Here is a 25,678-nt window from a genome sequence, read left to right on the forward strand (position 1 = left end):
ATTCACCTCCTCAAATGTTCCTAGCAACTTCATAAGCATCCCAGATGGCATTCATGATATTTTGTACTTTTCTTGCATCACCCAGAAGGTAAGTTTCGGCCTTATACGGTGCTATTTGTTTATATAATCTGTTATCAGGATCATAACCTATTGCCATAATCACGCTGTCTGCTGCTATAATTTCTTCACCAGTTTCGGTCTTTACAACAGCTCCTGTATCATTTACTGCAGCTATAGAAGTATTAGTTCTTATTTCAACATTGTAGAATTTTAACAAATCCTTCAGCATTTCTGAATTCATATGCGGTATCGGCATTCCAGCTGATAATATGTCTTTCAATATTTCCACAATAATAACCTTCTTGCCTTGTTTAGCAAGCCACAGTGCCAGTTCGCATCCTACAAGACCACCTCCGATCACAACTACTTTATCTCCTACTTCTTTTTCCCAAGCAGTACATCTGTGGCTTGCAAAGTTCTTTCAATACCCGGTATATTTAATTGTTTTGGAGTAGAGCCTGTAGCCACTACAACAACATCTGGATTAATTTCATCTACTAGTTCTTTTGTAACTTCTGTATTCAAATGCACATCGACTTTAAGATCTTTAAGTTGCTTTTCATACCAGTGCACCAATCTTATGTCATCCTTTTTAAAATCAGGAACCCCTGCTGCTAAAAGTACTCCGCCTAAAGTATCGCCTTTTTCGTAAAGACTCACTTTATGTCCTCTTGATGCGCAAATTCTTGCAGCTTCCATGCCTGCTACTCCACCGCCTATAACCATTACATTTTTTGTTTTTTCAGCAGGTTTTACCCCATATTCAGCTTCTCTGCCAACTTGTGGGTTAACAGCACAGCATAGTGGCTTTACCTGAGCTATTCTTCCCATGCAACCGTCGTGACAACCAAGGCATGGACGAATATCGTCTACTTTTCCTGATTTTATCTTATTGGGCAATTGAGGATCTGCTAAAAGGCCCCGCCCAATAACAATAGCATCGGCTTTTCCTTCCTCTAATGCACTGCTTGCTAACTCTGGATCCTCCATTCTTCCCGCCACTAATACCGGAACATTTACCACCTTCTTTAGTTTTTCGGTCAAAGGCAAATAAAGTCCCTTCTTTTGATACATGGGCGGATGGTTCCAATACCAGGAATCATATGTCCCTGCATCGGCATTGAATGCATCATAGCCTGCTTCTTCAAGTATTTTAGCGGCTTCAAGCCCTTCATCAATATCGCGACCAAGCTCAGTAAATTCCTCTTCAGCAAGTCCTCCCTGCCTTATACCCTTTATATAACTCTTTACGCTATACCTCAATGATACAGGAAAATCGTCTCCACAGGCTTTTTTTATGGCCTGAACTATTTCTATAGGGAATCTCAATCTTCCAATTAAATCTCCACCATATTTATCAGTCCTTTTGTTAAATAGTGCTATTGTAAACTGGTCAAGTAGATATCCCTCATGTACAGCATGAATCTCTACACCATCAAAGCCGGACATTTTAGCTATAACTGCAGCTTCAGCGAACTTTTTTACAATAGTCTCAACTTCTTCGGTGGTCAGTTCCCTGCACATTATTTTAGGATTCCAAAAGTTCTCAATAGGCGACGGTGCTACGGCTTCACCTCTTAATATGGCTGGTATTGCCACTCTTCCAAATCCTGCTGTTAATTGCAAAAATATTTTTGAATCATAAGCATGTACTTTCAGTCATTTGACTGGCGGTTTTAATAAAGCTTACAGGGTTCAAGGTAGGACATGGCATTGTAGGCATAGCTTTTTTTTCAATTTCATTTTCCACGTAGCATATGCCGGTAATTATAAGACCAGTACCGCCTTTTGCTCTCTCTACATAATATTCAATGCCCTTTTCATTAAAAGCTCCATCAGGCGTTGACAATCCTCCGGGTCCCATTGGTGCCATCACAAACCTGTTTTTAATTTCAAGTTTTCCGATTTTAAAAGGTTCAAACAAGTTAGAATATCTTTTTTCCAACCTCATTACCCCCTCAAATTATTAATATAAATTTACTTCCTGCAAATACATACTAGTGTGCTGCCATTACCGCGTCACTTCGCTACTTGCGGTAAAAAGTTTGATTGTTAATAATCAAACAAACTTGTCGCGTCTACTCCTTTCAAAAATTTTTAAGCATAAAAATCACACTCCTTTTATGCACTTATTATTTTTAACCTAATTATCCATATATAGAAAAGCACTGTTATTAATAAAATAAATTTGTCATGTTAATATATTAGCAATAAGCGTGCCAAATTTATATACTATATTAATTTAACTTTTATTTATTAAACTTGCTAAGATTTAATAGTGAAAAAGAAGAGTGATATATGAATCATTTATGGTTCATATATCACTCTTCTTAGCTAAAACACTTTAGTCTAGACGTTTTTGCTGTGATTTATTAATGATTCAGTTGAAGCGTTTTTGGTTCAACTCCCTAATTTTTCTCGTATCTTCTTATATTTTCTTACAATTGACGTTTGGCTGATCTTTAAAGCTTTTGCAGCTTCCCTCGTGGAATGACAATGTTCCATCGCAAGTTTGATCAACTTTGTTTCAGCTTCCTCAATTAATTCTTTTAGTGGTACAATGTCTCTAATTATAATCTGAAATTTATCATTGCTTAAGCTATCTATAAGTTCAGTTGGGAGATCTTTTTCAGTGATTACATCATTTTCAGTCATGACGACTAATCTTTCAATTACATTTTTTAATTCTCTCACATTACCTGGCCAATTATATGCTTCAAGATATTTAAATGTATTTATAGACAAATCTTTGCGGGAATTATATTTTTTATTGAAATACTGAAGATAGTGAATTGCAAGTGGTATTATATCTTTTTTTCTTTCTCGAAGAGGTGGCAAAATTATAGGAACGGTATTTACTCTAAAATATAGATCTTTCCTAAACAGTCCTTTATCTACCAATTCTTTCAAATTCTTATTAGTCGAGGCAATTAATCTAAAATTGATTTTTTTTAATTTTTCGGAACCCAACCTTCTTATTTCAAACGTTTCAATGACTCTTAAAAGTTTTCCTTGTAAGCCGATTGGAAGTGAATTAAGTTCATCTAGAAAAAGTGTTCCCCCATCAGCTAGTTCTATTAACCCCACTTTTCCTCTTTTTCTTGCACCAGTGAAAGCACCTTCTTCATAGCCGAATAATTCAGCATCCAGCAATGACTCAGGTATCCCAGCACAATTTATGGAAATAAAAGGAGCTTTATTACGGGGACTCATTTCATGAATAAATCTTGCAATTACTTCTTTCCCTGTTCCAGATTCTCCTTCCAATAAAACATTAGAATCCACTTGTGCTACGCGATATGCTAATTGCATTATTTTTCTCATTTCTTCACTTTCAGCAATTATTTTTCCTGAATAACCCCTTTCTTTTATTAACTCCGAATAGTATTGTTTTGAAAGAGACTGAGCTTTATTGCATTCGTTTTCTAGATAAATTAAATCTGTCATGTCTCTAACATTTGCGACAATGTATTTTATTTTTCCATTCTCATCTAATATAGGTGTAGCTGTTACCATAATTTCTTTTACGGTTTTACCTTTTAAAGTTTGATTTATTGTAATACGCTCTTTTTTTTCTATAACCATTTCTACTATTGATTTATTAATTATTCCTGTTTTGGCCAATCCTGGGCATGGGTTCCAATTACATCTTCTTTCTTATAACCAGTCATTTCCAGTAGTCTGTTGTTTATATTCAAAAAACGTCCTTCTCCGTCAGTAATATAAATCCCATCATAGCTTGATTCCAGTATTGCGTTAAGTTGTTCTTTTATAAATTGTAATTCATTGTCATTATTAGTCATAAAATAGTACCTCCTAGGGAACTATTTTTATTTCCTTATGCAGGAATTTTTCTGGATTATCATACTACCTGTTTTTATTAATTAATACATCTTCTTTTTTATTTTTTATTATATCACAACAAAAACTTTTCGTTAAAAATTAAACGTGAATTTTTGGCAAGTGACAAACAAATTAAATGTCCATCTGAAGGCTATTTAATATGGCAGATGATGTCGTTGGTCTTGCAGTTGTAACTTTAAAATTTTTTTGGAGTACATCTGAGAGTCTTAGTTTATTAGAATTCTATATATAGACTTTTCATAGTTAGAAACATTATGCCAAAATCACTAGTCTTCAGAAGTCCAAAATATTTATCGCAAAATTTTTTGTTTGCTGCTTTACTTTTTTCAAGATGATAACACAATCATAATAAGTAAAATTGCATTAGTGTATATAAAATACGCCAAACGAATAATTCTAAAAATAACCACTATACAAAATCATCTTGAAGAAATATTATTGTATCGATGAATTGGATTTTATTATAAAACATTTAAAATTTCCGCATTTATTATGGAAAAGTAATGAATTTTAATTTAGACACTTACTTGTTATAATACAACTGTAAACGATGGGTAAGCTCTTAAGAGGTTGATCATCAAATGGATGCGCGCAAAAAGAAGATTCTCAAGAAGCTACTTGAAAATAAAAAGCCGATTACAAGTGAATATCTATCAAAATTACTTGGTGTGTCTTCAAGAACAATACGGAATGATATAAAAGAATTAAACGAAGAGCTGAAGGGTAAATCAATAGAAATAATTTCACTCCCGGGAGTAGGATATTTCATTAGATTTACTGAAGGTGATAAAGAAAAAGGTATTGTAAAGGAAGTGCTGGATGATGATAACTACGTTGTTCCTACCATGCCAGAGGAAAGGGTAAGGTATATAATTAAGAAACTTTTATATACTGATCGCTTTATTACATTTGAGGAACTTGCGAGAGATCTTTATGTAAGTAAATCAACGATAGTAAATGATGTAAATAAAGCAGAAGAATGGCTTACAAAGCATAACCTTAAACTTTTTAGAAAGCCTAATTATGGCATTAAAATCGAAGGAAATGAAATGAATCTAAGATTTGCAATATCTGACTACCTTAATGAACAAAATAATAAATCGGCATTATATGATGTGTCTGCTTTTAAAGAGATGTTTAAAGATATTAGTCTTGAAAAAATAAAAAATATCATAATTGATGCTCAAAAAGATATGGATTATAAACTTTCAGATATTGCATTTTATAACTTACTAATTCATATAGCAATTGCAATTAAAAGAATAAAGCAAAATAAAACAATAAACGTTTCTAATGAAGCTTTTAAAAATATGAAAGATAAAAAAGAATATAAGATTGCACAAGGAATAGTTAAAGCCATAGAAAAGAATTTTGATATAAATATGCCCGTAGGTGAAGAAATATATATAACAATGCATCTGCTTGGTAGTAAGCCATTTAAAGATAGCAATTTAGATGAAGTAGATAGAGGAGATATGAGAAACATCGTAGGAGAAGAATTAACAAATATTGTAAAAAAAATGATAGAAGAGGTTAATTTAGTATTTAATGTAGATTTTTCAGAAGATGAAGAACTATTAACAGGATTGGCACTTCATTTAAAACCTACATTAAATAGACTTAAATATAATATGAATTTGCGAAACCCAATTTTAAACGAAATAAAGGATCAGTATCCAGAGGCATTTGAAATGGGCATTGTTGCTTCCCGGGTCTTGGAAAAAGAATATGGTCTTGGTATAGATGAAAACGAGATTGGCTACATAGCGATGTACTTTGGTGCAGCTATTGAGAGATTAAAAGTAAAAAATAAAAAGATGAATAATGTTGCTATAGTATGTGCATCGGGAATAGGAACTGCACAGCTTCTCGCAACAAAAATCAGAAGAACCTTTCCATGGCTTAATGTGATAGGAATATTTCCTTCATACAAACTTGAAGAAATTATAAAAGGGAAGCCAGATTTAATATTAACTACAGTCCCTCTAAACATAGGAAATATACCAGTGATTCAGATAAGTTCAGTTTTAAGCAAAGATGATATTGAAAAAATAGGTAAAGTACTTAATTGTAGGTGCAATATAAGAAATGATAGATTTACGCTTATAAATTTATTTGAGGAAAAGCTATTCGTTAAAAATCTTAAAGGCGAAGATAAATTTGAAATTATTGAGTATCTTAGTGACTTACTATACAAAAACAAGTATGTGAAGGAAGAATTTAAAAAATCAGTCGTGGAAAGGGAGAAAATTTCTTCTACTTCCATTGGCAATCTTGTAGCTATTCCTCATTCCATTTTAGGGTATGCGAGAGGCTCTCGGATTGCGATAGGTATACTTGAAAAACCGATAAATTGGGGAAATGATAAGGTGCAACTTGTAATGATGTTAGCTTTGGGAAAAATGACCGATAATGAATTTCAGAGTATATTTGATGAATTGTTTGATATAGTAAATGATTATGAAATGGTTTTAAAATTAATAAACGCAAAAAATTTTACTGAATTTGTCAATATTTTTAATAAGAAGGAGGAGCGATTATGACATTAAACGATGTATTGAATGAAAATCTTATTGAGTTAAATTTAGTAGCAAAAACAAAAGAGGAAGTAATCGAAAAAATGACAGATATGCTTTATAAAGAAGGCATAATAACTTCAAAGGAAGATTATATTAACGAGGTATTAAAAAGAGAAAAATTAGGAACAACCGGTGTTGGAATGAGCATTGCAATACCTCATGGAAAATCTAGTAGTGTAAAAAGAACGGGTGTAGCAATTGCAAAATTACACAAACCTGTTGAATGGAACTCTTTAGATAATAATCCTGTTAAAATGGTTTTTTATTGGCAGTACCTGACGATAAAATGATCTTCATTTGCAATTGTTATCTCAATTAGCTTCAATGCTTATGGAAGATAAATTTAGAGAAAATTTAATTAATGCCAATGAAAAAAATAAAATTTTAAATCTAATTTTAAATATTAAAAATTAAGTGTGGAGGTGGGATGCTATGAAGATAGTTGCTGTAACAGCATGTCCTACAGGAGTAGCTCATACATTTATGTGTGCAACAGCTCTAAAAAAAGCTGCAAAGGATTTGGGACATGATATTAAAGTAGAAACTCAAGGAGCTTTTGGACTGCAGAATAAACTCACAATGGATGATATTAAAAATGCTGATTTAGTTATTTTTGCAGTTGATACAAAAGTAAATGAAATAAAGCGATTTGAAGGAAAGTTTATTTATGAAGTAGGAGTAACAGAACCAATAAAAGATGCTAAAAAAGTAATAAATGATGCAATAAAAAAATTAAACAGTAATAACAAAAATTAGAGGAGGGTAAAAATATGAAAGAAATAGGACAACAACTCAAAAAACATCTTCTAACAGGAATATCTTATATGATTCCACTTGTTATAGCAGGTGCTGTAATAATGGCTATTGCAAGAATCGGTGCAACACCATTTGGCATAAAGGACATATGGGATCCTAAATATGCTCAAAATGCCAATGCATTAATTAGAATTTTACATGATTTTGATAGTTTTGGCGGAGTAGCATTAGGTTTAATGTTACCTGTAATATCAGCGTATATAGCTATTCAATTGCAGACAAACCTGGTATTGCCCCAGGCCTTGTTGCAGGAATGTTAGCAAAAAATTTAAATACAGGTTTTTTAGGAGCCTTGGTTTCTGGCTTAATAGCAGGATACATATGTTTGGCAATTATAAAATATATTAAATTACCGCCAGTTGCAGCAAGTGTAGTTCCAATTTTTATATTACCAGTATTTGGGACGCTTATAACAGCGATAATTATGAATTATGTATTAGGAATACCATTAGCTAGTTTAAACATGGGCTTAGAGAATTGGTTAAAATCATTATCCGGAGCAAACAAAATATTGGTTGCTGCAATTATAGGAGGCATGGTAGGGTTTGACCTTGGTGGTCCTGTTAATAAAGCTGCTGTAACGACAGCTATGGCATTATTAACATCAGGCATATATGATCCGAATACTGCTGCACAAGTAGCAATTATTGTACCTCCAATTGGATTGGGCCTTGCTACATTTATTGGGAAACATAAATATAATGATGAATTAAAAGAAGCAGGAAAAGCATCGTTAATAATGGGTTTAGTTGGAATAAGCGAAGGTGCAATTCCATTTGTCATGGATGATTTAAGATTAATTCCAATTAATGTAATAGGGTGTGCGATTGCCTCTGCAATGGCTGTAGGACTTGGAGCAATAAATGAAGCTCCCATAAGTGGGTTTTATGGATGGTTTGCAGTAAAAAGTTGGTATTGGTATGTATTATCAATTGCTGTTGGGAGTTTATTTATAGCTATATTAGCCAATTTATTAAGGAAAAATGAAACTAAAGATATGTAGAAAATAGTGGGTATTAAGTGATAAGAAATTACAATTCGAAGGTTTTTTAATATTATTATGAATAGTTATAGAATAGTAAAAACTATTGTCAGCAGTTTTAAAATCAATTAACCTCTTATTTATACAACTAGTTTCAAAAAAGGTTGAGTAAGGGTGCCGACAATAGCTGATGTTAACTTATTATAAATCTATCATTGAGTTTATGTCAAGGCTGAAATGAACGGGCTTTAAGCCAGCCTTGACATAAATTGAGATGGAGATTTTGGGAGCTTCTAAAAGGACGAAAATTAAAATCTGACAAAATCAAGGATGCGGTAAGCTTAATACCGTCTAAGCCAATACAAACTTTTGACAATACCTAATAAATATTGGGGGGTAAAATATGAAAACAATTCATTTAATTTCTCACACTCACTGGGATAGAGAATGGCATATGACATTTCAGGAATTTCGGGTGTTATTAGTATATGTTATAGACAATTTACTTGATATTATGGAGAAAGATAATGAATTTAAGTATTTTATTTTAGATGGACAAACTATAGTTCTTGAAGATTATTTGGAAATTAAGCCAGAAAATAAAGAAAGACTGATAAAATTAATAAAAGATGGAAGGATATTTGTTGGTCCATGGTATACTCAGCCTGATGTATTTTTAGTAAGTGGTGAGTCATTAATAAGAAATCTGCTGATAGGGCGTGATATAGCAAATAGATTTGGCAGATGTATGAACGTAGCTTACTTACCCGATTCTTTTGGACAATCTTCACAAATACCGCAACTTATTAAAGGATTTGGTATTAATTCAATTGTTATATGGAGGGGAGTATCCCGAGATGAAATAGATGAAGCATTATTTTTATGGGAAGGTGAGGATGGAAGTAGGATATTGACTCTTCATTTACCATTAGGTTATGGTTATAATCGTTATTTACCTGAAGATATTAATAAAGCTTTAGAATATATAATAAAAACAACTGAAAACATAAAAAATAGATTTAAAAACGATAATATAATTTTTATGAGTGGTTCTGATCATGCTCATGCGCAAGAATCTATGCCTAAAATTCTTGAAAGAATCAACAAGCTATTAATGGAAAATAATTATAATGCAAGGATTATTCAAAGTAATTTTGAAAAATTCTTTGAAAAATTTAACAGTGATGAAAGCCAATATAAAATTGTGAAAGGTGAATTAAGGAATCCGAAAGACATGAGGATTCATGCTGGTATTACATCAACAAGAATGGATATAAAATACCTAAATAAACAACAAGAAATTATTATGGAAAAATATTTCGAACCCTTAGCAACTTTTGGCTATTTGCTTGGGATGGAATATCCAAAAGAAATTATTAATAAAGCATGGAAAATCCTTCTACAAAACCATTCGCATGATAGTATTTGTTGTTGTTGTACAGATGAAGTTCATAATGATATTAAGTGGAGATTATCGCAGGTGAATCGAATATATAATGGTTTTCTAAAGATATTTTTAAAGGAGATATCAAAAAGATTTAATACATCATCATTGGAAGGAAAGCTCTTGTTAGCCATCAATACACGGCCTTATAAAAGAAACGATATGGTTGAAGCTACAGTTTATACAAATGGAGAATTTAGTCTTTTAGATAAGGATGGTAATAAAATACCTTACCAAATAAAGAGTGAAAGGGAAATAGATTTAGCTTCTGTAGATATTGAAACAGCAATGGAAGGCAAAAAAAAATTGGTGAAAGAAACAAAAGTAATATTTAAATCTGAACATGTTCCTTCTTGTGGATATAAATTATTGCAAATAGTGGAAGGTAAGAATGAGAATTTTTCAAATGAAAATTTTTCAACAGACCTAAAAGTAATGTATAATGGGATGGAAAATAAGTATTTCAAAGTTCTAATAAATAATAATGGTTCATTAGATATTCATGATAAGAGAACAAATGTCTGGTATAAAGGATTAAATATTTTTGAGGATATGGGGGATAGCGGCGATGAATACAACTATTCGCCACCCAAAGAAGACTTACGTATAACAACAGAAAACAATAATGCAAAAATTAGGTTGGTGCATAGTGGACCATACTTAGCTACATTTTTAATAATAAACAATATTCATATACCAATGCAATTAGATCATGAATCTGATTGTAGATCTAACGAAAAAGTTACTTGTACTATTAAATCATTAGTTAGCCTAAAAGCAGAGAGTAAAAGAATTGAAATAAAGACAACAATTGAAAATAATGCAAAAGATCATAGATTAAGGGTTATTTTTAAGTCACCAATAAAAACTGATTATTCGTACGCAGAGCAACAGTTTTGTGTTGTAAAGCGTCCGAATATAATAAAAAATAGTATAAACTGGGAAAAAGAAAATTATAGTGAAAAACCTTTACCAATATATCCTCAACAATCCTTTGTTGATATTAATAATGGCGATTTTGGGCTTGCGATAGCCAATAAAGGTTTAACGGAGTATGAAATTATAAATAATTCTACTATTGCGATTACTTTATTGAGATGTATTGGTTATTTAGGGAAACCAAATTTGCCGATTAGACCTGGGAGAGTTAGTGGAATAGAACGGGAAACACCTGATTCACAAATGTTAGGAAAATATACTTTTGAATATGCAATAATTCCCCATAAAGGAGATTATATTGAGGGTGAGGTTGTAAAAGAAGCACATGAATTTATTACTCCTGTATTTACAGCTCAACTTACGAAAAAGGGAACTGGAAATTTAAAATTCGAACAAAGCTTTATAGAATTATTTGATAAGGGATTAGAAATAAGTGCAATAAAAAAAGCCGAAAAAGAAAATGCAATAATTATAAGGCTATACAACAGTACTAAAGGCATTATAACAAATGCAAAAATTAAAATAAAAGATGACAGAGTAAAAGAGGCATATGTTACTGACTTAAAAGAAGATAATCAAAATAATATTAGTAAAAATGGCGATATCTATATAATTCCAAATATTAATCCGTACGAAATAATTACTTTAAAATTTATTATAGGGTGAATAAAATGAATTCGTGGAGTTTTTATGGAATATTAGCATCTATAGCATATGGTGTATATGCAATACCATTAAAAATACTTTCTAATAAAAAGTATTTGAATGCTCCAATTCAAATTACAATATTATCAATTGGTATAGGTGTTTTATTAGTTGGAATATTATCTTTATTTTTTGCAAAGAAGTCAAATATCAGTATATCTTGGCCAATTATTTTTTGGGGTATTTTTACAGGGGTCATATGGGCTCTAGGTACGTTTTTTGCGACACTGGCTTTTAAATTGCCTAGTACAAACGTTTCTAAGCTTATTCCACTAATAAATACCAATACTTTTATAGCGGTTATGCTTGGTATTGCACTTTTCAAAGAAAGTATTAATTTTAAGACCATAACTGGCATTATATTAATATTTCTAGGAAGCATATTACTATAAAAAGATTTAGATATTTTAATGATATAGTGTCAGTTTTTGCATGATTTTTATACCTTGTTTTCCACCATCCCATTTCATTATTTTTTCCCCTTGTGTTATAATTTTCTTATAAAAATTGACATCTTAGTAATTTGACCTATGGTAGCAAGATAAAACACACAGGGGAGTGGTTTTATGGAGAACTTTGTTTTTTCAAGCCCTACAAAAATTATTTTTGGTAAAGGAACAGAACATCAAGTGGGTGAAGAGGTAAAAAATTACAGCAGCAAAGTGCTGCTTTGTTATGGGGGAGGAAGCATAAAGAAGAGTGGTTTATATGATAAAGTTGTAGATTCTTTAAAAGAGGCTGGGATTGAGTTTATAGAGCTGTCAGGTGTAAAGCCTAATCCAAGGCTTGGTCTTGTGCAGGAAGGAATAAAACTATGTCGAGAAAATAATCTCAATTTTATCTTAGCTGTTGGTGGAGGAAGTGTCATTGACACTGCAAAGGCTATTGCAATGGGTGTGCCTTATGATGGCAACGTGTGGGACTTTTTTATAGGAAGGGCAAAGCTTGAGAGGGCCTTACCTGTAGGTGTAATTTTAACTATTCCTGCAACAGGAAGTGAAGCGAGTGATGCTACAGTTATTACAAATGAAAACGGATGGTACAAAAGAGGATTTCACCATGACTTGATAAGACCTAAGTTTGCAATTATGAATCCAGAGCTTACATATACATTACCCAATTATCAAACGGCCTGTGGTGTTGCAGACATTATGGCACACGTAATGGAAAGGTATTTTACAAATGTCAAAAATGTTGATTTGACTGATAGGCTTTGTGAAGCTACTTTAAAAACTGTTATAAATAATGTGCGTATAGTACTAAAAGATCCCACAAATTATAATGCAAGGGCAGAAATTATGTGCTGGTACCATTGCACACAATGACTTACTAAGCACAGGAAGAATAGGAGATTGGGCTTCCCATAAAATTGAACATGAATTAAGTGCTATTTACGATATTGCCCATGGTGCAGGACTTGCGATTGTTTTTCCAGCCTGGATGAAGTACGTATACAAGCATAATATAAATCGCTTTGTACAATTTGCTGTAAGAGTATGGGATGTGGACCTACCTTATGAAAACCTCGAAGACATAGCATTAGAGGGTATAAGACGAATGACAGAATTTTTTAAAGAGATTGGTCTTCCTGTTATGCTCAAGGAAGCAGGCATTTCTGATGACAGATTTGAAGAGATGGCCAATAAGTGTACAGACAATGGCAACAAAAAGATTGGTAATTTTGTAAAGCTAGGAAAGGAAGATGTCATTAATATATATAAATTAGCAAAGTAATCTTTCAAAGAGTCAGTCATTTATTGACTGGCTTTTTTATAGATTTTTATATTTTTTATGATTAATTAATAATTTGTTACAAATTGGTCATAAATTGATATAATTTGTGATATAATCAATATGGCACAGTAGAAATTAGTAATTTTTAATATGGGGGATCAATATGAATAATAACGCAAATTTAAAGCGTAGTGAAAGGAAAAAGGATAAAGTAAAGGGGAAAAATAAAAGTACGGCAGTGGTCATTTTAAAGTTTATAATATATGCTGTCATAATTTTAATATTTGCTGGGATTGGGGCAATTGGAGGAAAAGTTTTAGCTATAATTAAAAATACTCCTCCGATTTCGCAAGAGGCTTTAACAGCGCAAAGGCAATCCTCCATTGTGTATGCAAAGGACAGCAATGGTCAGTGGCAGAGAGTTGCAATACTTCATGGTGCTGACAATAGGCTATGGGTTCCTATAGAAAAAATACCTAAAGATTTGCAGAATGCTTTTGTTGCTATAGAAGACCAAAGGTTTTATAAAAATAATTTAGGGATTGATCCTAAAAGAATCATTGGAGCCCTTATTGCTGATATTAAAGCAGGAGGCAAACCAGTTCAAGGAGCAAGTACTATAACGCAACAGCTTGTAAAAAATACTATGCTTTCTAGTGAGAAGACGCTCACAAGAAAAATACAAGAGGCTATTCTTGCGTGGCAACTGGAACAAAAATATTCGAAACAGCAAATACTTGAAGCTTATCTCAACACCATATACCTTGGAGGACCTGACGTAAATGCTTATGGCGTTCAAGCAGCAGCATTAGCTTATTTTGGCAAAGATGTAAGCCAGTTAAGTTTAGCCGAGTGTGCTATGATTGCTGGCATTACTAATAACCCGTCGCTGTATTCACCTTATGCCAATTTAGAGGCTGCTACAAGAAGACAACATCTTGTTTTACAGAAAATGCTTGAACAAGGTTATATTACTAAAGAACAGTATGATGAAGCAATAGCAGAAAAATTGGAATTTAAGAAAACGGATTTTACCACATATGACCATAAATATTTTATAGACCAAGTTATAAATGATGTAGCAGAGGAATTGTCTAAAAAACTCAGTATTTCTCATGACGAAGCAATAAACAAAATATACAATGGAGGACTCAGAATTTATTCAACAATGGATTTAAAAATACAAAGTTATATTGAAGAAGCTTTTAAAAACCAGAACTTTTTCCTGTTAATTCAAAGATTAAAGAAGAAGTTCAGTGCAATGGTTGTAATGGATTGGAAAACAGGAGAGGTTAAGGGAATTGTTGGAGGACGGGATTCCTCAAATATAGTTAGAGGATTCAATAGGGCAACTCAAGCTTATAGACAACCGGGTTCTTCAATAAAACCTCTGACGGTTTATGGCCCGGCTTTGGAAAGTGGTCTTACAGCAGCAACAGTAGTTGATGATGTTCCAACGAGTTTTGGTAATTGGACCCCTCACAATTATGAAAGTTCTACCTATAGAGGACTTGTAACGTTGAGGGAAGCCTTGACTGATTCCTTAAACGTCCCAGCTGTCAAAGTTGTTGATAGGATAGGTATAGCTACTTCTGCAAACTACGGTAAAAAATTTGGACTTACTATAACTGACAACGACATGTATTTGCCTGCTCTTGCTCTTGGAGGACTTTACAAGGGTATCACGCCTCTTCAGGAGGCTGCTGCTTATGGAGCAATTGCAAATGGGGGAGTATATACAACACCTATTACTTTTACGAAAGTCACAGATTCTGAAGGGAACTTAATTTTAGAAAATAAACCCTTACGACATGTAGTTTTAAGCGAGCAAAGTGCCTATATATTGACAAGCATGATGCAAGACGTTGTAAAATACGGGACAGGTTCTCGTGCAAAACTTCCCAATATGCCTGTTGCTGGCAAAACTGGTACTACTGATAAGTACACTAATGCATGGTTTTCAGGATTTACACCTTATTATGTTGCTACTGTGTGGATGGGGTATGATAACAATTCTATATCACTATACGATAGTAGAACGGGTAGAAACGTAGTAGGAGGCACTTACCCTGCCCAGTTATGGAAGACAGTGATGCTTCAAATACACAAAGATTTGCCATATAAAGATTTTGTAAGACCACCAGGAATTATTTCTGCCACAGTATGTAAAGATTCAGGAGAACTTCCTACAGATTTATGTCATTTGGATCCTAGAGGCGGTAGAGCCTATACTGAAATTTTTGCACAGGGTACTCAGCCTACCACCTATTGCAGTGTTCATGTTGCAGTAAAAATAAATTCTCAAAACGGAAAACTTGCAACTGACTTAACGCCTCCTGACCTTGTAAAAGATGCTGTATTTATAGATCCACCAGGAAGAACACCAGAGCAAAATGCGGTGGCACGAGATGGCAAGTATGTAGTACCGACAGAATATGATGACACAACTTCAATATTGCCAGAAAATAATGAACCTACTAATGAAACTGTGCCGCCTGATAATAGCCAGCAGCCGTCTTCTGATAATAATAACAACAACGCACAGCCTCCTGATGAACAATTACCCAATACACCACCTATTAATAATGGCAATACTCAGACAAATCCTGATAATACACAAGATACCAACTCGAACTCGAATATTTTGCAAAAACTTTTTCCGAACAGAGGAAATGGGAGGCCATAAAAAATTAAAGCATACTTGAAAGCCTGGCTTTCGAGTGTGCTTTTTTTACAAATGTGGTATTATTGAGATAAATGGAGGTCGGATATTAACAATATTTTGAAAGTATAGCTAAAATAGCATATGGGTAAAGCGCTTTATAATGAGTGATAATATATTGAGCATGTAGCGCAGTAAAAAATACATAATATAAGTATTCTATTGAAAGGGGGCTTTTAATTTGAAAAGTATTTACTATTTAAAAGAATTGACTAAGTTTGGACATAGAGGCTCCGCAACAAAAAATGAAAAGCAAGCTGCAGACTATATTTTAAATGAATTAAAAAAGATGGGTTATAAAGTTGAAATCCAGACTTTTAAAACTACAAGAGATAATCTCTATATGCTTCCTTTACAAGTGGGTGTTTTGCTATTTATTTGTGGCTTATTCTCATTGATGTACAGTAGACCTTTAGAAATAGCAGCATTTTTACTCAGTTTATTTGCAATAAGTCTTTTGCTATTAGAAGTAAGTGGTAAGCCAATTGAAACAAGCATAATGCCAAGGCATTTGTCTCAAAATGTTTTTACAACTTTTGATGAAAGCCGCAGCAAAAGAATAATTGTATCAGCTCATTATGATACGCAAAGAGGAAGTCTTATGTTTCATCCTAAAATTGTAGATAAACTGAGTATTATTTATAACATTTGTTATGTAGGATTTGGGTTAGTTCCTATTGGGATTTTGCTAAAAGTCTTAAAACTTAATGTTATAGCTTATATCTCATTGTATCTTGGGCTTTTTATTGTTTTTGTAACTGTAATATTTATGGCTATATGTGAAGTGACAGGTAGATACACACAGGGGGCTAATGACAATGGGACAGGGACAGCTCTTACTTTGGCATTGGCTAATTGTTACATAAATAACAAAGATAAATTTCCTGACAATGTGGATGTAATATTCTTGTTTACTGGCAGTGAAGAAGCTGGGGAAAGAGGGATGAAAAATTTTATAAAGAAGTATGGTAAAAAGCTTCCTAAAGATACACAATTTATAATACTTGACAATCTTGGAAGTGGAAAAATTGCATATCTTGAGGGAGAAGGAATGGTATTTTATAAAAGAGCGAGTGAATTGTTGCTTGACGTAGCAGAGGACATGGCAAAAGGTCACGCTGACAAAGTTCAAAAGATGAAAAATTTGCTTCTTCCAACAGATGCTCTTCCAGCAATGGCTGCTGGATTTGATGCAATAGCGTTTCTTGCAAAAGATGAAAAGGGCAGACTAGGAAATTACCACTGGTATACAGATACAATAGAAAATGTCGATACAGAACTTTTAGATTATGAAGAAGAATTTTTTAAGGAATATTTGCTTAAAGTAGCCCAAAGATTAAATTGACAAAAAATTATCTTAACTATATTTGAAAAATCGAATATAATCTATATGGAAGGATGAGAAAAGTGGAAGTTGATTTGTATAGTAAAGTAACTATGATAAACTTCGATTGCTGCTTAATTAAATATTTGGCGGTAATCGAAGTTATATTTTTATATATTGTTTATAGTGTTGAAATAATTAGTTAATCAAAGGGAAAAGAAGAAAAGATGTATGAGTGTTGGATTGATAAGGAAAGAAGATAAATAAAGAGCATTTTGTTTTATGACAAAGATATGTTATAATATGTATGCAAGCAATTACTTGCATACATATTGTGAGGTGTTTTGATGGGCGATTCGGTGAAGGAAAAGATAGTTATGTCTACTTTAAAACTAATTTCTGAAAAAGGATATAAGTCTACAACTACAAGAAATATTGCAGAAGAAGCAGGAGTAAATGAAGTTACAATTTTTAGATGTTTTGGAAGCAAAAAAGATATAGTGCTTTATGCATTAAAAGAGCTAGAATTATTAAAACCTGTAAATGAAAAAATATTGGACAAATGTACATGGAATCTAAAAGAAGACTTAATTATGCTGGCACATGAATATCATAAAAACTTACAGAGGAAAAGGCTAAAATCATGATGGGTCTGAGGAGTCCAGAGATTTTTGAAGAAGTGAAAGAATATTTGATGAAGATTCCAAAAGGTTTTAAAGAAGTTTTGATAAAATATTTTGAAAAAATGTATGAGAAGGGATTATTAAATACCGATAATTTTGAACTTTTAGCCTTTGCTTTTATGTCACTGAATTTCGGCTTTATTTTAATGAATGTTTCTTATGGTAACAAGTTAATTGGCTTTGGAGATAGTGAATTTGTCAAAAAAACCATAGAAATTTTTGTAAGGGGAGTAGAAAAGAGTGACTGAAGTAGTTAAAATATGATATAGGATGTTTTTGGGAGAGGAGAACAAATAATGAAAATTGGTATTCCAAAAGCCTTAATGTATTATTTTTATTATCCTTTCTGGAAAACTCTTTTTGAAAGCCTCGGTTTTGAGGTGGTCACATCTGGTGATACTTCAAAGAGTGTTTTAGATGCCGGTGTGAAAGAGGCAGTTGCTGAAATATGCGTACCTATGAAAGTATATACAGGACATATTTTGAACTTGCTAGATAAAAATGTTGATTATATATATATTCCAAGGTTTGTAAGTTTGAGAAGAGGTATTTTTATGTGCCCTAAATTTATGGGATTACCTGATATGATCAAAGGGCTTTTTGATGGCATTGAGGATAAAATTCTAACCCATAGTATAGTAGCAAAGAGTACGGATATAGCGGAATTTCATAATTACACAGTCTTTATTGACAAATTAGGGGTGAGTAGAAGAGATTTAAAAAATGCTTTAAAGAAAGCTCGAAGTAAATGGCTTGAGTTTAGAACTTTAAATAGGCAAGGATATGATATAAATGAGCTTTTGACGAGTGATAAACCAAAAAAATATGATGGCGATATTACTATAGGTCTAATTGGTTATGTATATAATATTTATGATAGATTTGTTAATATGGATTTGCTTAATGTTTTTCGCAAGCTCAACATAAAAGTTGTGACTTTTGATATGATGGAAGAAAAGGTAATACAACGTCAGTTAAAAAAATTTAAAAAGAATATGTTTTGGGAGTTTACTAATATGCTTTTAGGTACGGCTTATGAGTTTATGGAAAGAGACGACATTGACGGTATTATTCATATTACCGCCTTTGGTTGTGGTCCTGATTCAATTCTTGAGCCTTTTTTAATTATAGATTCTGAAAAATATAAAAAACCTTTTATGACTTTAAGGATTGATGAACAAACAGGTGAAAGTCATATAATTACACGAGTTGAGGCCTTTACTGACCTTATCAAGTTAAAAAAGCATAAAGATTCTGTTATAGCTGAAGAAAAGTCTAAGGAAGGCGTGATTTGAGTGAAGATAACATTTCCCTATATGGGTTCGCCTTATATATATGAAAAATTGTTTAGTTTGCTTGGCCACGAAGTTGTAACGCCACCGAGACCGTCTCAAAAAACGATAAATTATGGTGTAAAATATAGCCTGAATTTGCTTGTTTTCCTCTAAAAGTTATTTTAGGCACGTATCTTGAAGCTATCGAATTAGGAGCAGATACTATAGTAACTTCTGGCGGGAATGGTCCTGCAGAGCGGGTTATTATGGAGAAGCTCAAAAGAAAATACTCAAAAATATGGGTTATGACATTGAATTTATAATATTTGACGAACCTAAAAGAGATTTAAAGGGATTTATGGATAATGTGAAAAAAATAAAAGGTAATAATTCTTGGGGAAAAGTTCTCAAAACTGTAAAAACTGTTTACGATATGGCTAAATCTATGGACAAAGTAGAAAAAATTGTTGAAGTTAAAAGAGCTTATGAATGCAATAAAGGTGAATTTACTAAAGCATGGCATGAGATTGCAGAAGAGTATAGAAAGATAAAAACTTCTGAAGATGTGAAAGTTATTGAGGAAAAAGCTATTAAAAGATTAAATAGTATAAAAACTTGTGAAGTTCCGGAAGAAGAAAGAATTAGAATAGGAATAGTGGGAGAAATATATGTGGTTATGGAACCTTCTATAAATGGCAATATAGAAGAAGTTTTAAATAGTTATGGTGCAGAGGTTGAAAGGTCCCATTATATTTCTGAATGGATTGATTTTAATTTGATACCTTTGCCTTCTTACAAGGAGAAAGAGCACGAGATTTTGAAAAAAGCTGAAAAATACATAGAGATAATAATTGGAGGCCATGCTAAGCAATCTGTCGGTGCAATAATTGATTTTATGGAAAGAGGATTTGATGGAGTTATTCACTTGAAACCCTTTGGATGTTTACCAGAACTTATTTCTCAAAGTGTGATAGATAAAATAATGAGAGAGTATGACTATCCAATTTTGTCACTTTCTGTAGATGAGCAAATGGCGATTGCCAATGTATTAACGAGAATAGAAGCTTTTTTAGATGTTATAAAACTAAAAAAACACAGAAAAAGGATAGCGAGGTAGACAAAAGTGGAGAAAATATATATTGGTGTTGATGTAGGGTCAGTAAGTATAAATGTTGTAGCCATTGATGAAAATAACGAGGTCTTATTCAAGTCGTACGTAAGAAATGTTGGGCAACCAATTGACACTGTAAAGGATGAGCTAGCAAAATTACACAATGAATTGGCAAATAAAGAAATAGGTGGGGTTGGCGTAACTGGAAGTGGTAGACAGCTTCTTGGATATGTCCTTGGTGCCGATGTAGTAAAAAATGAGATCACTGCCCATGCTACTGCTACCTTACACTTTCATCCAGATGTTAGTACTATTTTTGAAATTGGTGGACAGGACTCCAAACTTATTATTATAAATGATGGGACAATAGCTGATTTTGCTATGAATACAGTTTGTGCTGCTGGTACAGGGTCGTTTCTTGACCACCAGGCGCAAAGACTCGGAATAAAAATTGAGGAGTTTGGAGAAATTGCGTTGACTGCAAAACGAGAAGTGAGAATCGCAGGTAGATGTACAGTCTTTGCAGAATCTGATATGATTTCGAAACAGCAATACGGTTTTAGTAAAGCGGAAATATTAAGAGGTCTTTCAAAAGCGCTTGTAAGAAATTATATGAACAACCTTGTAAGAGGAAGAAAATTGAGACCGGTTTTTGTATTCCAAGGTGGTGTTGCGGCAAATATTGCGATAAAAAAAGCATTTGAAGAAGAAGTAGGCCATGAGGTAATTGTTCCAAAGTATTACAATGTTATGGGAGCGATAGGTATCGCAATGTTAGCAAAGGATGAAATGAAGCGAACGGGCAATCACACTAAGTTTAAAGGATTTGGGGTTTCAGAGGAAAAGTTTGAGACAACGAGCTTTATTTGCAAAGCTTGTCCTAACGAGTGTGAAATAATACAAATTAAAGCAAATGGCAAAGTAATTGCGATGACGGGCGACAGATGTGGCAGATGGTCAAACTCTGTTATATAAACATAAGGAGGCTTAGATATGGCTCATCATCATGATCATGGCGAGATAGGTAAGAAAAACTTTATATCTTTTTAAAGAAGCATATATAAAAATTTTTAAACCAGAACCGATTGATGGTGCTTTAATGATAGTAGTTGCTACTATAGGTCTTGCAGCAAATAAAAAGCCTCGGATTAGTTTACCAAACAAGGGGAGAATAAAACTTTCTCCCCTTGTTTTTATTATTGTTCTTTCGCTTTTTTGAAGTAATTTTCAAGCAATGCAATTACTATAATTCCCAGTATACCTCCTATGAGTGCTGTTATAAGCTGGGGTGTTGTAAAAGCCTGTACAATTTTTAATGGAACTTTTACATTGAACAGCTGCATTATATATTTTACTGATAAAGCAAGCCATATAAACTTAACTACAGCACCTACTATCATTCCTATTACTTTGTTTTTTTGCGTTGAAAAAAGTATTACATATACTCCATTGCCAATCATTATGAAAGGAATCATTAAAGGAAATCCCATTATGCCTACCAAAAATGCAATTACCGGTGTTAAAAGTCCTATTATAACTCCTGACCACATTCCTACAGTTCCAGCAGCGATTAAAAGCATTGCATTAACGATAGAACCTGTTATTAGTTGGGGCATTTTTAAGAACTGAAATATTAAAGTGATGGCGAGTAAAACAGCAGTTCTTGTTAAGAATTTTACATTCACACAAATCGCCTCCTTTCCTTTATTGTCTGAGAATCTTGCCTCGCAATGTTCAGTTCAGGATAGCATGGGGAAATAATTACCTCATATTGTCAATTATATTTTATTACTTTAACAAAAGAATGTCAAATAAATATCAAAGTTGCAAAGAATTTTTTACTTTGTTGACTTTAATGGAAGATAGAGATACAATTTAAATGTAAATGTAACAGTTGTTACAGTAGAGGTGATTTATGTGAATAAAATAGAATTTAAAGAGGTAAGCTACGGTAGTTTTGGAAAAGAGATATTAAAAGACATTTCTGTAAAGTTTGAAGGTGGAGCAATACATACTATTGTCGGCCCTTCTGGAGCTGGAAAATCGACGCTGATTAAACTGATAAACCGATTGATAGATCCAACCCATGGCAGTATTTTAATAGACGACGTGGATATTAAAACAATAGATGTGATAGACTTAAGAAGAAGAATTGGAATGGTTTTTCAGCAGCCTCATCTTTTTGAAGGAACAGTTAAAGACAATATTGAGTATGGTCCAATGCTTAAAGGCGAAAAAAATGTAAACGTGGAGTATTATTTGAGCATTGTAGGATTGAATAATGAGTATGCTACAAGAGATGTGAAAAATTTATCAGGAGGGGAACAGCAAAGAGTTTCTATAGCGAGAACTCTTGCAAATAATCCTGAAGCTCTTTTACTTGATGAACCTACATCAGCCCTTGATCCTACCTCTACAGAAATAATAGAAGAATTAATAGTTAAGCTGAAGGAAGAAATGAATCTGACGGTTATTTGGATAACTCATAACATGGAGCAGGCTAAGCGCATTGGGGATTACACAGCACTGCTTAACAAAGGGATATTAATAGAATATGCAAAAACTTATGATTTTTTTACAAATCCCCAAAATGAAATTACAAAATTGTTTATACAAAGCAAGTTAAAGGAGGAAGGTTAAATGAGTGTATTGTCTTTGACATTGGCGTCAAGTCTTGTACTAATATCAATTTTTGTTTCTTATTACCAAAAACTGGGGATTGAAAAGGAAATAGTTATAGGTACTATAAGAGCGGTTGTGCAGCTTACAATAGTGGGATACATTTTACACTACATATTTGCTGCCGATAATGCTTTATTTACCTTGGCAATGGTAAGCTTAATGATAGTAGTTGCTGGAAATAATGCTTCAAAGAGAGGGAAGGGAATACCGAATGTTTTTTATTTTATCACTTTTTCAATTGCCTTAAGTGCCGCGATTACAATTTCTCTGCTTATTTTGTTTGGGAATATACACTTTAGACCCCAGGAAGTTATACCTGTATCAGGAATGATAATAGGAAATTCAATGGTGGCTTCAGGACTTGCTGTTTCAAGGCTAAAAGACGAAATAAAAAATAAGTCAGAGGAAATAGAGGCGTATTTGTCACTTGGTGCAACTTCAAGGCAAGCCGCACAAAAAGTGATAAAGACTGCAATAAAGACAGGTATGATTCCTACAGTTGACAGTATGAAAACTCTTGGTATCGTCCAACTTCCAGGGATGATGACAGGTCTCATATTGGGAGGAGTGGACCCTATTGAGGCAGTTAAGTACCAGATAATGGTTACTTTTATGCTGGCATCAACTGTTGCTATATCCTGTTTTAGTGTAACTTTCTTGACATATAGAGAATTTTTTACAAGTAATCATCAGTTAAAAGAGGTAGGGAATTAAGTGGCGAGATGGGAAAGAAAAGGCAGGATTACCCTGCCTTTTTATGGAATAGATATTTGTGATTTAACTGGGTTGTATTCATACATTAATGATATTCCATCAGTGGAGATATTGAACATTAGCTTATCTTGATTCCAGAAGTTTGCCTCTATTTCATCAATTTTTGTATCTTTAAATAATGTTTCTAAATCAGTTTTTTCTCCTGTTTTTAGATTGTACAGGTACACTTTTTGCTTTCCATCATCGGAGAAAAAGTTCGCTGCCAAAAAGTTCCCGTTTCCATCAAGCTTAAGTTCAGCAAAAGCTCCATTGTCAATGCTGTTAACAAGTTTAAAAGTTTTTGTGTCTAAGTTATAGCTTAAAAGTTTTGACTGACGGTTATCCAGTCCCAAAACTGTAAAGTATAGCGTGTTTGTCTTGGCGTCAAAAGCAGAAGCTGTAAATCTAAAATTTCCTTCAGGAAGGTATTCTTTTGGAATGTCAGTTTCTCTAAAAAGAGACTTTCCTTTTTCTCTATTAATGCGTTCATAAAAGGTATTATTTTTATCATAAAACTCTAATGTTTCCAAGCCTTTTATGCTGTCAATTATATAACCATTTTCACTGGGTGTAACGTAATATCTTTGTTTTTCTATGGAATAATAGGTATCTCCCCAATATCCCATGTATAGCTCTGCATCCACATATGTCTTTTCACCTTCTTTGCCAGTCCCTAATATATTATATCCTACAGGGTGAGGATTTGATATTGTCAGGAAAGAAGGAGGATTTTTCATAAGCATTTTTGCAAAATCGTCATCCCTTGCTATTAAAGCCTGTAAAAATCTTCTTACAGTGTAGTCAGCTGATAATTTTTCTTTTGAAAGATCTATTTTCATAAGAGTCATCATATTTCCTCTTATATCTTCATTTAAATTTTTCAAAACATATATACTGTTAGAATCATTGCTCCAGGAAGGCAGATAATAATCATACTCTCCTCCTGTAACTAAGTCGGATTTTATTGGCGAATTTTTATTTTTTTCTTTCACACTTTCTACAAGACTTTTCAAATTTGGCTTTGAAAAGTTCTCTGTAACCTGTTTTTTAGTGGCAAAGCCTACGGCATCAGTGACCCACACATTGCTTATATGCTCTGTTACCTCTACTCCGTCAATGGTAGAGTTTTTTATCTCTGATTTTACATATGCTATATAGTTTCCATCAGGAGATACAGAAGGAAATCTGCCTTCAACTACTGTTTTTTCTTCTCCTGTCTTTAGGTCTTTGTAAATGATCTTATTGTCTTTTTCAAAAACAATGGCATTTTGATTTTTTACATAGCTTCCATAAGAGCCTTCGGCTATTTCTGTAAGCTGTGAAGTTTTGAGGTCATACTCCCATAAAGTTGATTTTTTTTCAAAACCATGACCTCCTTCTCTTGGAGTGTATACATTTTTAGTAAAGATTATCTTATTTCCATCAGGAGAAAAAGAAGGGCTTTCATAGAAAATGTCTAAACCATTGCCTGTTACACGAATTTTTTCTGTTTTATCTATTGAAAGGTCTTTTATATAGTATTGGTAGTTTAAAGAATATAAAAGTTTTTTTCCATCTGGAGATACAGCTACGTCTCCTACTCCAATGGGCACGTTTTTGCTTTTTTCACCCACTATCTGTCTAAAGCCGTTTTTATTATATTCAAAAAGCCTTTTTCGGGGATGGCTATATAAAGGGTGCCATTGTATTCAGCAATTCTTCCCGTGTTACCCTTGCCAATGTCAAAAAAGGAGATTTGATTGGCAATTTTTAAATCTGCAGCGTTTGCTTTTGAGATGAAAGGACTGGGGCTTGTTATATAATTTGGACTGTAATTGTTGTGGGATAAAAAGCTTGCAAGGGCAAATCCTACGATTAAAAGTAAAGAAGCGGCAATGGCTATAAACTTGTAACTTTTTTTAGTATTTTTCTTAAACTCTTTTTTTAATTTTTCTTTTAATTGATAATTTACAGGGATGTGTTCTTTTAGTTTTTCTAGATTTTTTTCTATATCTTTCTCTTTCATT

General features: G+C 33.0%; 22 protein-coding genes and 3 pseudogenes. 17 read left to right on the forward strand and 8 right to left on the reverse strand.

The window, feature by feature from the left end; genetic code table 11:
* Positions 1–10 precede the first annotated feature (10 nt).
* The 5 genes from JCM7501_RS16370 to JCM7501_RS13525 form a co-directional block, all read right to left on the reverse strand.
* Entirely contained in the window at positions 11–421 is a 411-nt protein-coding gene (locus tag JCM7501_RS16370) for an FAD-dependent oxidoreductase (protein ID WP_256200967.1), read from the reverse strand.
* Positions 422–435: 14 nt separating this feature from the next.
* The gene (locus tag JCM7501_RS16375; RefSeq protein WP_256200968.1) at positions 436–1,659 is read right to left on the reverse strand and encodes an oxidoreductase; all 1,224 of its coding nucleotides are present in this window, start codon (positions 1,657–1,659) and stop codon (positions 436–438) included.
* A 40-nt stretch (positions 1,660–1,699) separates the two neighbouring features.
* On the reverse strand, positions 1,700–2,005 hold the full coding sequence (locus JCM7501_RS16380; RefSeq protein ID WP_256200969.1) for an oxidoreductase: 306 nt from the start codon (positions 2,003–2,005) through the stop codon (positions 1,700–1,702).
* Positions 2,006–2,460: 455 nt separating this feature from the next.
* Entirely contained in the window at positions 2,461–3,684 is a 1,224-nt protein-coding gene (locus JCM7501_RS01105; RefSeq protein ID WP_256200970.1) for a sigma-54 interaction domain-containing protein, read from the reverse strand.
* On the reverse strand, positions 3,666–3,863 hold the full coding sequence (locus JCM7501_RS13525; RefSeq protein ID WP_256200971.1) for a PAS domain S-box protein: 198 nt from the start codon (positions 3,861–3,863) through the stop codon (positions 3,666–3,668). The genes JCM7501_RS01105 and JCM7501_RS13525 overlap by 19 nt, the downstream gene beginning before the upstream one ends.
* Before the next feature lie 642 nt (positions 3,864–4,505).
* Here JCM7501_RS13525 and JCM7501_RS01110 point away from each other — a divergent pair.
* The 15 genes and pseudogenes from JCM7501_RS01110 to JCM7501_RS01170 all read left to right on the forward strand — a co-directional run bounded on the left by JCM7501_RS01110 (position 4,506) and on the right by JCM7501_RS01170 (position 21,212).
* The gene (locus tag JCM7501_RS01110) at positions 4,506–6,467 is read left to right on the forward strand and encodes a BglG family transcription antiterminator (protein ID WP_028991633.1); all 1,962 of its coding nucleotides are present in this window, start codon (positions 4,506–4,508) and stop codon (positions 6,465–6,467) included.
* Positions 6,464–6,793 carry a PTS sugar transporter subunit IIA gene (locus JCM7501_RS01115; RefSeq protein WP_256200972.1) on the forward strand — a complete coding sequence of 110 codons (330 nt, stop codon included), beginning with the start codon at positions 6,464–6,466 and terminating at the stop codon, positions 6,791–6,793. The genes JCM7501_RS01110 and JCM7501_RS01115 overlap by 4 nt, the downstream gene beginning before the upstream one ends.
* A gap of 40 nt (positions 6,794–6,833) precedes the next feature.
* Positions 6,834–6,917, forward strand: a complete 84-nt coding sequence (locus tag JCM7501_RS13530) for a hypothetical protein (protein ID WP_256200991.1) — start codon at positions 6,834–6,836, stop codon at positions 6,915–6,917.
* A gap of 18 nt (positions 6,918–6,935) precedes the next feature.
* Positions 6,936–7,259, forward strand: coding sequence for a PTS fructose transporter subunit IIB (locus tag JCM7501_RS01120; protein WP_028991631.1), 324 nt, complete (start codon positions 6,936–6,938; stop codon positions 7,257–7,259).
* Positions 7,260–7,273: 14 nt separating this feature from the next.
* Entirely contained in the window at positions 7,274–7,579 is a 306-nt protein-coding gene (locus JCM7501_RS16385) for a hypothetical protein (protein ID WP_218184418.1), read from the forward strand.
* Positions 7,573–8,322: a PTS fructose transporter subunit IIC gene (locus JCM7501_RS01125; RefSeq protein ID WP_256200973.1), complete on the forward strand. Its 750-nt coding sequence runs from the start codon at positions 7,573–7,575 to the stop codon at positions 8,320–8,322. Before JCM7501_RS16385 ends, JCM7501_RS01125 begins: the two co-directional genes overlap by 7 nt.
* Positions 8,323–8,704: 382 nt before the next feature.
* On the forward strand, positions 8,705–11,350 hold the full coding sequence (locus tag JCM7501_RS01130; protein WP_038001992.1) for a glycoside hydrolase family 38 N-terminal domain-containing protein: 2,646 nt from the start codon (positions 8,705–8,707) through the stop codon (positions 11,348–11,350).
* Positions 11,351–11,355: 5 nt separating this feature from the next.
* Positions 11,356–11,781: an EamA family transporter gene (locus JCM7501_RS01135; protein ID WP_028991630.1), complete on the forward strand. Its 426-nt coding sequence runs from the start codon at positions 11,356–11,358 to the stop codon at positions 11,779–11,781.
* A gap of 174 nt (positions 11,782–11,955) precedes the next feature.
* Positions 11,956–13,123, forward strand: a pseudogene (locus JCM7501_RS01140) (iron-containing alcohol dehydrogenase).
* 163 nt (positions 13,124–13,286) lie between these two features.
* A complete protein-coding gene (locus tag JCM7501_RS01145) occupies positions 13,287–15,809 on the forward strand; it encodes a transglycosylase domain-containing protein (RefSeq protein WP_054644766.1) in 2,523 nt (840 codons plus the stop codon).
* A gap of 217 nt (positions 15,810–16,026) precedes the next feature.
* The gene (locus JCM7501_RS01150; protein WP_028991627.1) at positions 16,027–17,190 is read left to right on the forward strand and encodes a M28 family metallopeptidase; all 1,164 of its coding nucleotides are present in this window, start codon (positions 16,027–16,029) and stop codon (positions 17,188–17,190) included.
* Between the two features lie 326 nt (positions 17,191–17,516).
* A pseudogene (locus JCM7501_RS15685) lies at positions 17,517–18,100 on the forward strand (TetR/AcrR family transcriptional regulator).
* 48 nt (positions 18,101–18,148) lie between these two features.
* Complete coding sequence (locus tag JCM7501_RS01160) at positions 18,149–19,147, forward strand: acyl-CoA dehydratase activase-related protein (RefSeq protein WP_028991625.1); 999 nt, start codon at positions 18,149–18,151, stop codon at positions 19,145–19,147.
* Positions 19,148–20,243: pseudogene (locus tag JCM7501_RS01165) on the forward strand (2-hydroxyacyl-CoA dehydratase). It begins immediately after the preceding gene.
* 6 nt (positions 20,244–20,249) lie between these two features.
* Complete coding sequence (locus tag JCM7501_RS01170) at positions 20,250–21,212, forward strand: acyl-CoA dehydratase activase (RefSeq protein ID WP_028991623.1); 963 nt, start codon at positions 20,250–20,252, stop codon at positions 21,210–21,212.
* A 221-nt stretch (positions 21,213–21,433) separates the two neighbouring features.
* Here JCM7501_RS01170 and JCM7501_RS01175 read toward each other — a convergent pair whose 3' ends face one another.
* Positions 21,434–21,922, reverse strand: coding sequence for an ECF transporter S component (locus JCM7501_RS01175; protein WP_028991622.1), 489 nt, complete (start codon positions 21,920–21,922; stop codon positions 21,434–21,436).
* 232 nt (positions 21,923–22,154) lie between these two features.
* Between JCM7501_RS01175 and JCM7501_RS01180 the strand changes: the two genes are divergently transcribed.
* Positions 22,155–22,877, forward strand: coding sequence for an ABC transporter ATP-binding protein (locus tag JCM7501_RS01180; RefSeq protein ID WP_028991621.1), 723 nt, complete (start codon positions 22,155–22,157; stop codon positions 22,875–22,877).
* Positions 22,878–23,633, forward strand: coding sequence for an ABC transporter permease (locus JCM7501_RS01185; RefSeq protein WP_028991620.1), 756 nt, complete (start codon positions 22,878–22,880; stop codon positions 23,631–23,633). It begins immediately after the preceding gene.
* 41 nt (positions 23,634–23,674) lie between these two features.
* Here the strand turns inward: JCM7501_RS01185 and JCM7501_RS01190 are convergent, their stop codons facing one another.
* Together JCM7501_RS01190 and JCM7501_RS13545 are read right to left on the reverse strand one after the other, a co-directional pair.
* A complete protein-coding gene (locus tag JCM7501_RS01190) occupies positions 23,675–25,264 on the reverse strand; it encodes a TolB family protein (RefSeq protein WP_256200977.1) in 1,590 nt (529 codons plus the stop codon).
* Positions 25,265–25,284: 20 nt separating this feature from the next.
* Entirely contained in the window at positions 25,285–25,677 is a 393-nt protein-coding gene (locus JCM7501_RS13545; RefSeq protein ID WP_019907291.1) for a hypothetical protein, read from the reverse strand.
* Between the last annotated feature and the right edge of the window lies 1 nt (position 25,678).

Origin of the sequence: Thermoanaerobacter thermocopriae JCM 7501 (assembly GCF_001310975.1) — a bacterium.
Classification (GTDB): Bacteria; Bacillota; Thermoanaerobacteria; order Thermoanaerobacterales; family Thermoanaerobacteraceae; genus Thermoanaerobacter; species Thermoanaerobacter thermocopriae.

What these genes read in the sequence shown, in the direction of transcription:
- JCM7501_RS13525 (WP_256200971.1), bottom strand. Translation starts at nt 3,863, where the DNA reads ATGACTAATAATGACAATGAATTACAATTTATAAAAGAACAACTTAAC.
- JCM7501_RS01110 (WP_028991633.1), top strand. Translation starts at nt 4,506, where the DNA reads ATGGATGCGCGCAAAAAGAAGATTCTCAAGAAGCTACTTGAAAATAAA.
- JCM7501_RS01115 (WP_256200972.1), top strand. Translation starts at nt 6,464, where the DNA reads ATGACATTAAACGATGTATTGAATGAAAATCTTATTGAGTTAAATTTA.
- JCM7501_RS13530 (WP_256200991.1), top strand. Translation starts at nt 6,834, where the DNA reads ATGGAAGATAAATTTAGAGAAAATTTAATTAATGCCAATGAAAAAAAT.
- JCM7501_RS01120 (WP_028991631.1), top strand. Translation starts at nt 6,936, where the DNA reads ATGAAGATAGTTGCTGTAACAGCATGTCCTACAGGAGTAGCTCATACA.
- JCM7501_RS16385 (WP_218184418.1), top strand. Translation starts at nt 7,274, where the DNA reads ATGAAAGAAATAGGACAACAACTCAAAAAACATCTTCTAACAGGAATA.
- JCM7501_RS01125 (WP_256200973.1), top strand. Translation starts at nt 7,573, where the DNA reads ATGTTAGCAAAAAATTTAAATACAGGTTTTTTAGGAGCCTTGGTTTCT.
- JCM7501_RS01130 (WP_038001992.1), top strand. Translation starts at nt 8,705, where the DNA reads ATGAAAACAATTCATTTAATTTCTCACACTCACTGGGATAGAGAATGG.
- JCM7501_RS01135 (WP_028991630.1), top strand. Translation starts at nt 11,356, where the DNA reads ATGAATTCGTGGAGTTTTTATGGAATATTAGCATCTATAGCATATGGT.
- JCM7501_RS01145 (WP_054644766.1), top strand. Translation starts at nt 13,287, where the DNA reads ATGAATAATAACGCAAATTTAAAGCGTAGTGAAAGGAAAAAGGATAAA.
- JCM7501_RS01160 (WP_028991625.1), top strand. Translation starts at nt 18,149, where the DNA reads ATGAAAATTGGTATTCCAAAAGCCTTAATGTATTATTTTTATTATCCT.
- JCM7501_RS01185 (WP_028991620.1), top strand. Translation starts at nt 22,878, where the DNA reads ATGAGTGTATTGTCTTTGACATTGGCGTCAAGTCTTGTACTAATATCA.
- JCM7501_RS13545 (WP_019907291.1), bottom strand. Translation starts at nt 25,677, where the DNA reads ATGAAAGAGAAAGATATAGAAAAAAATCTAGAAAAACTAAAAGAACAC.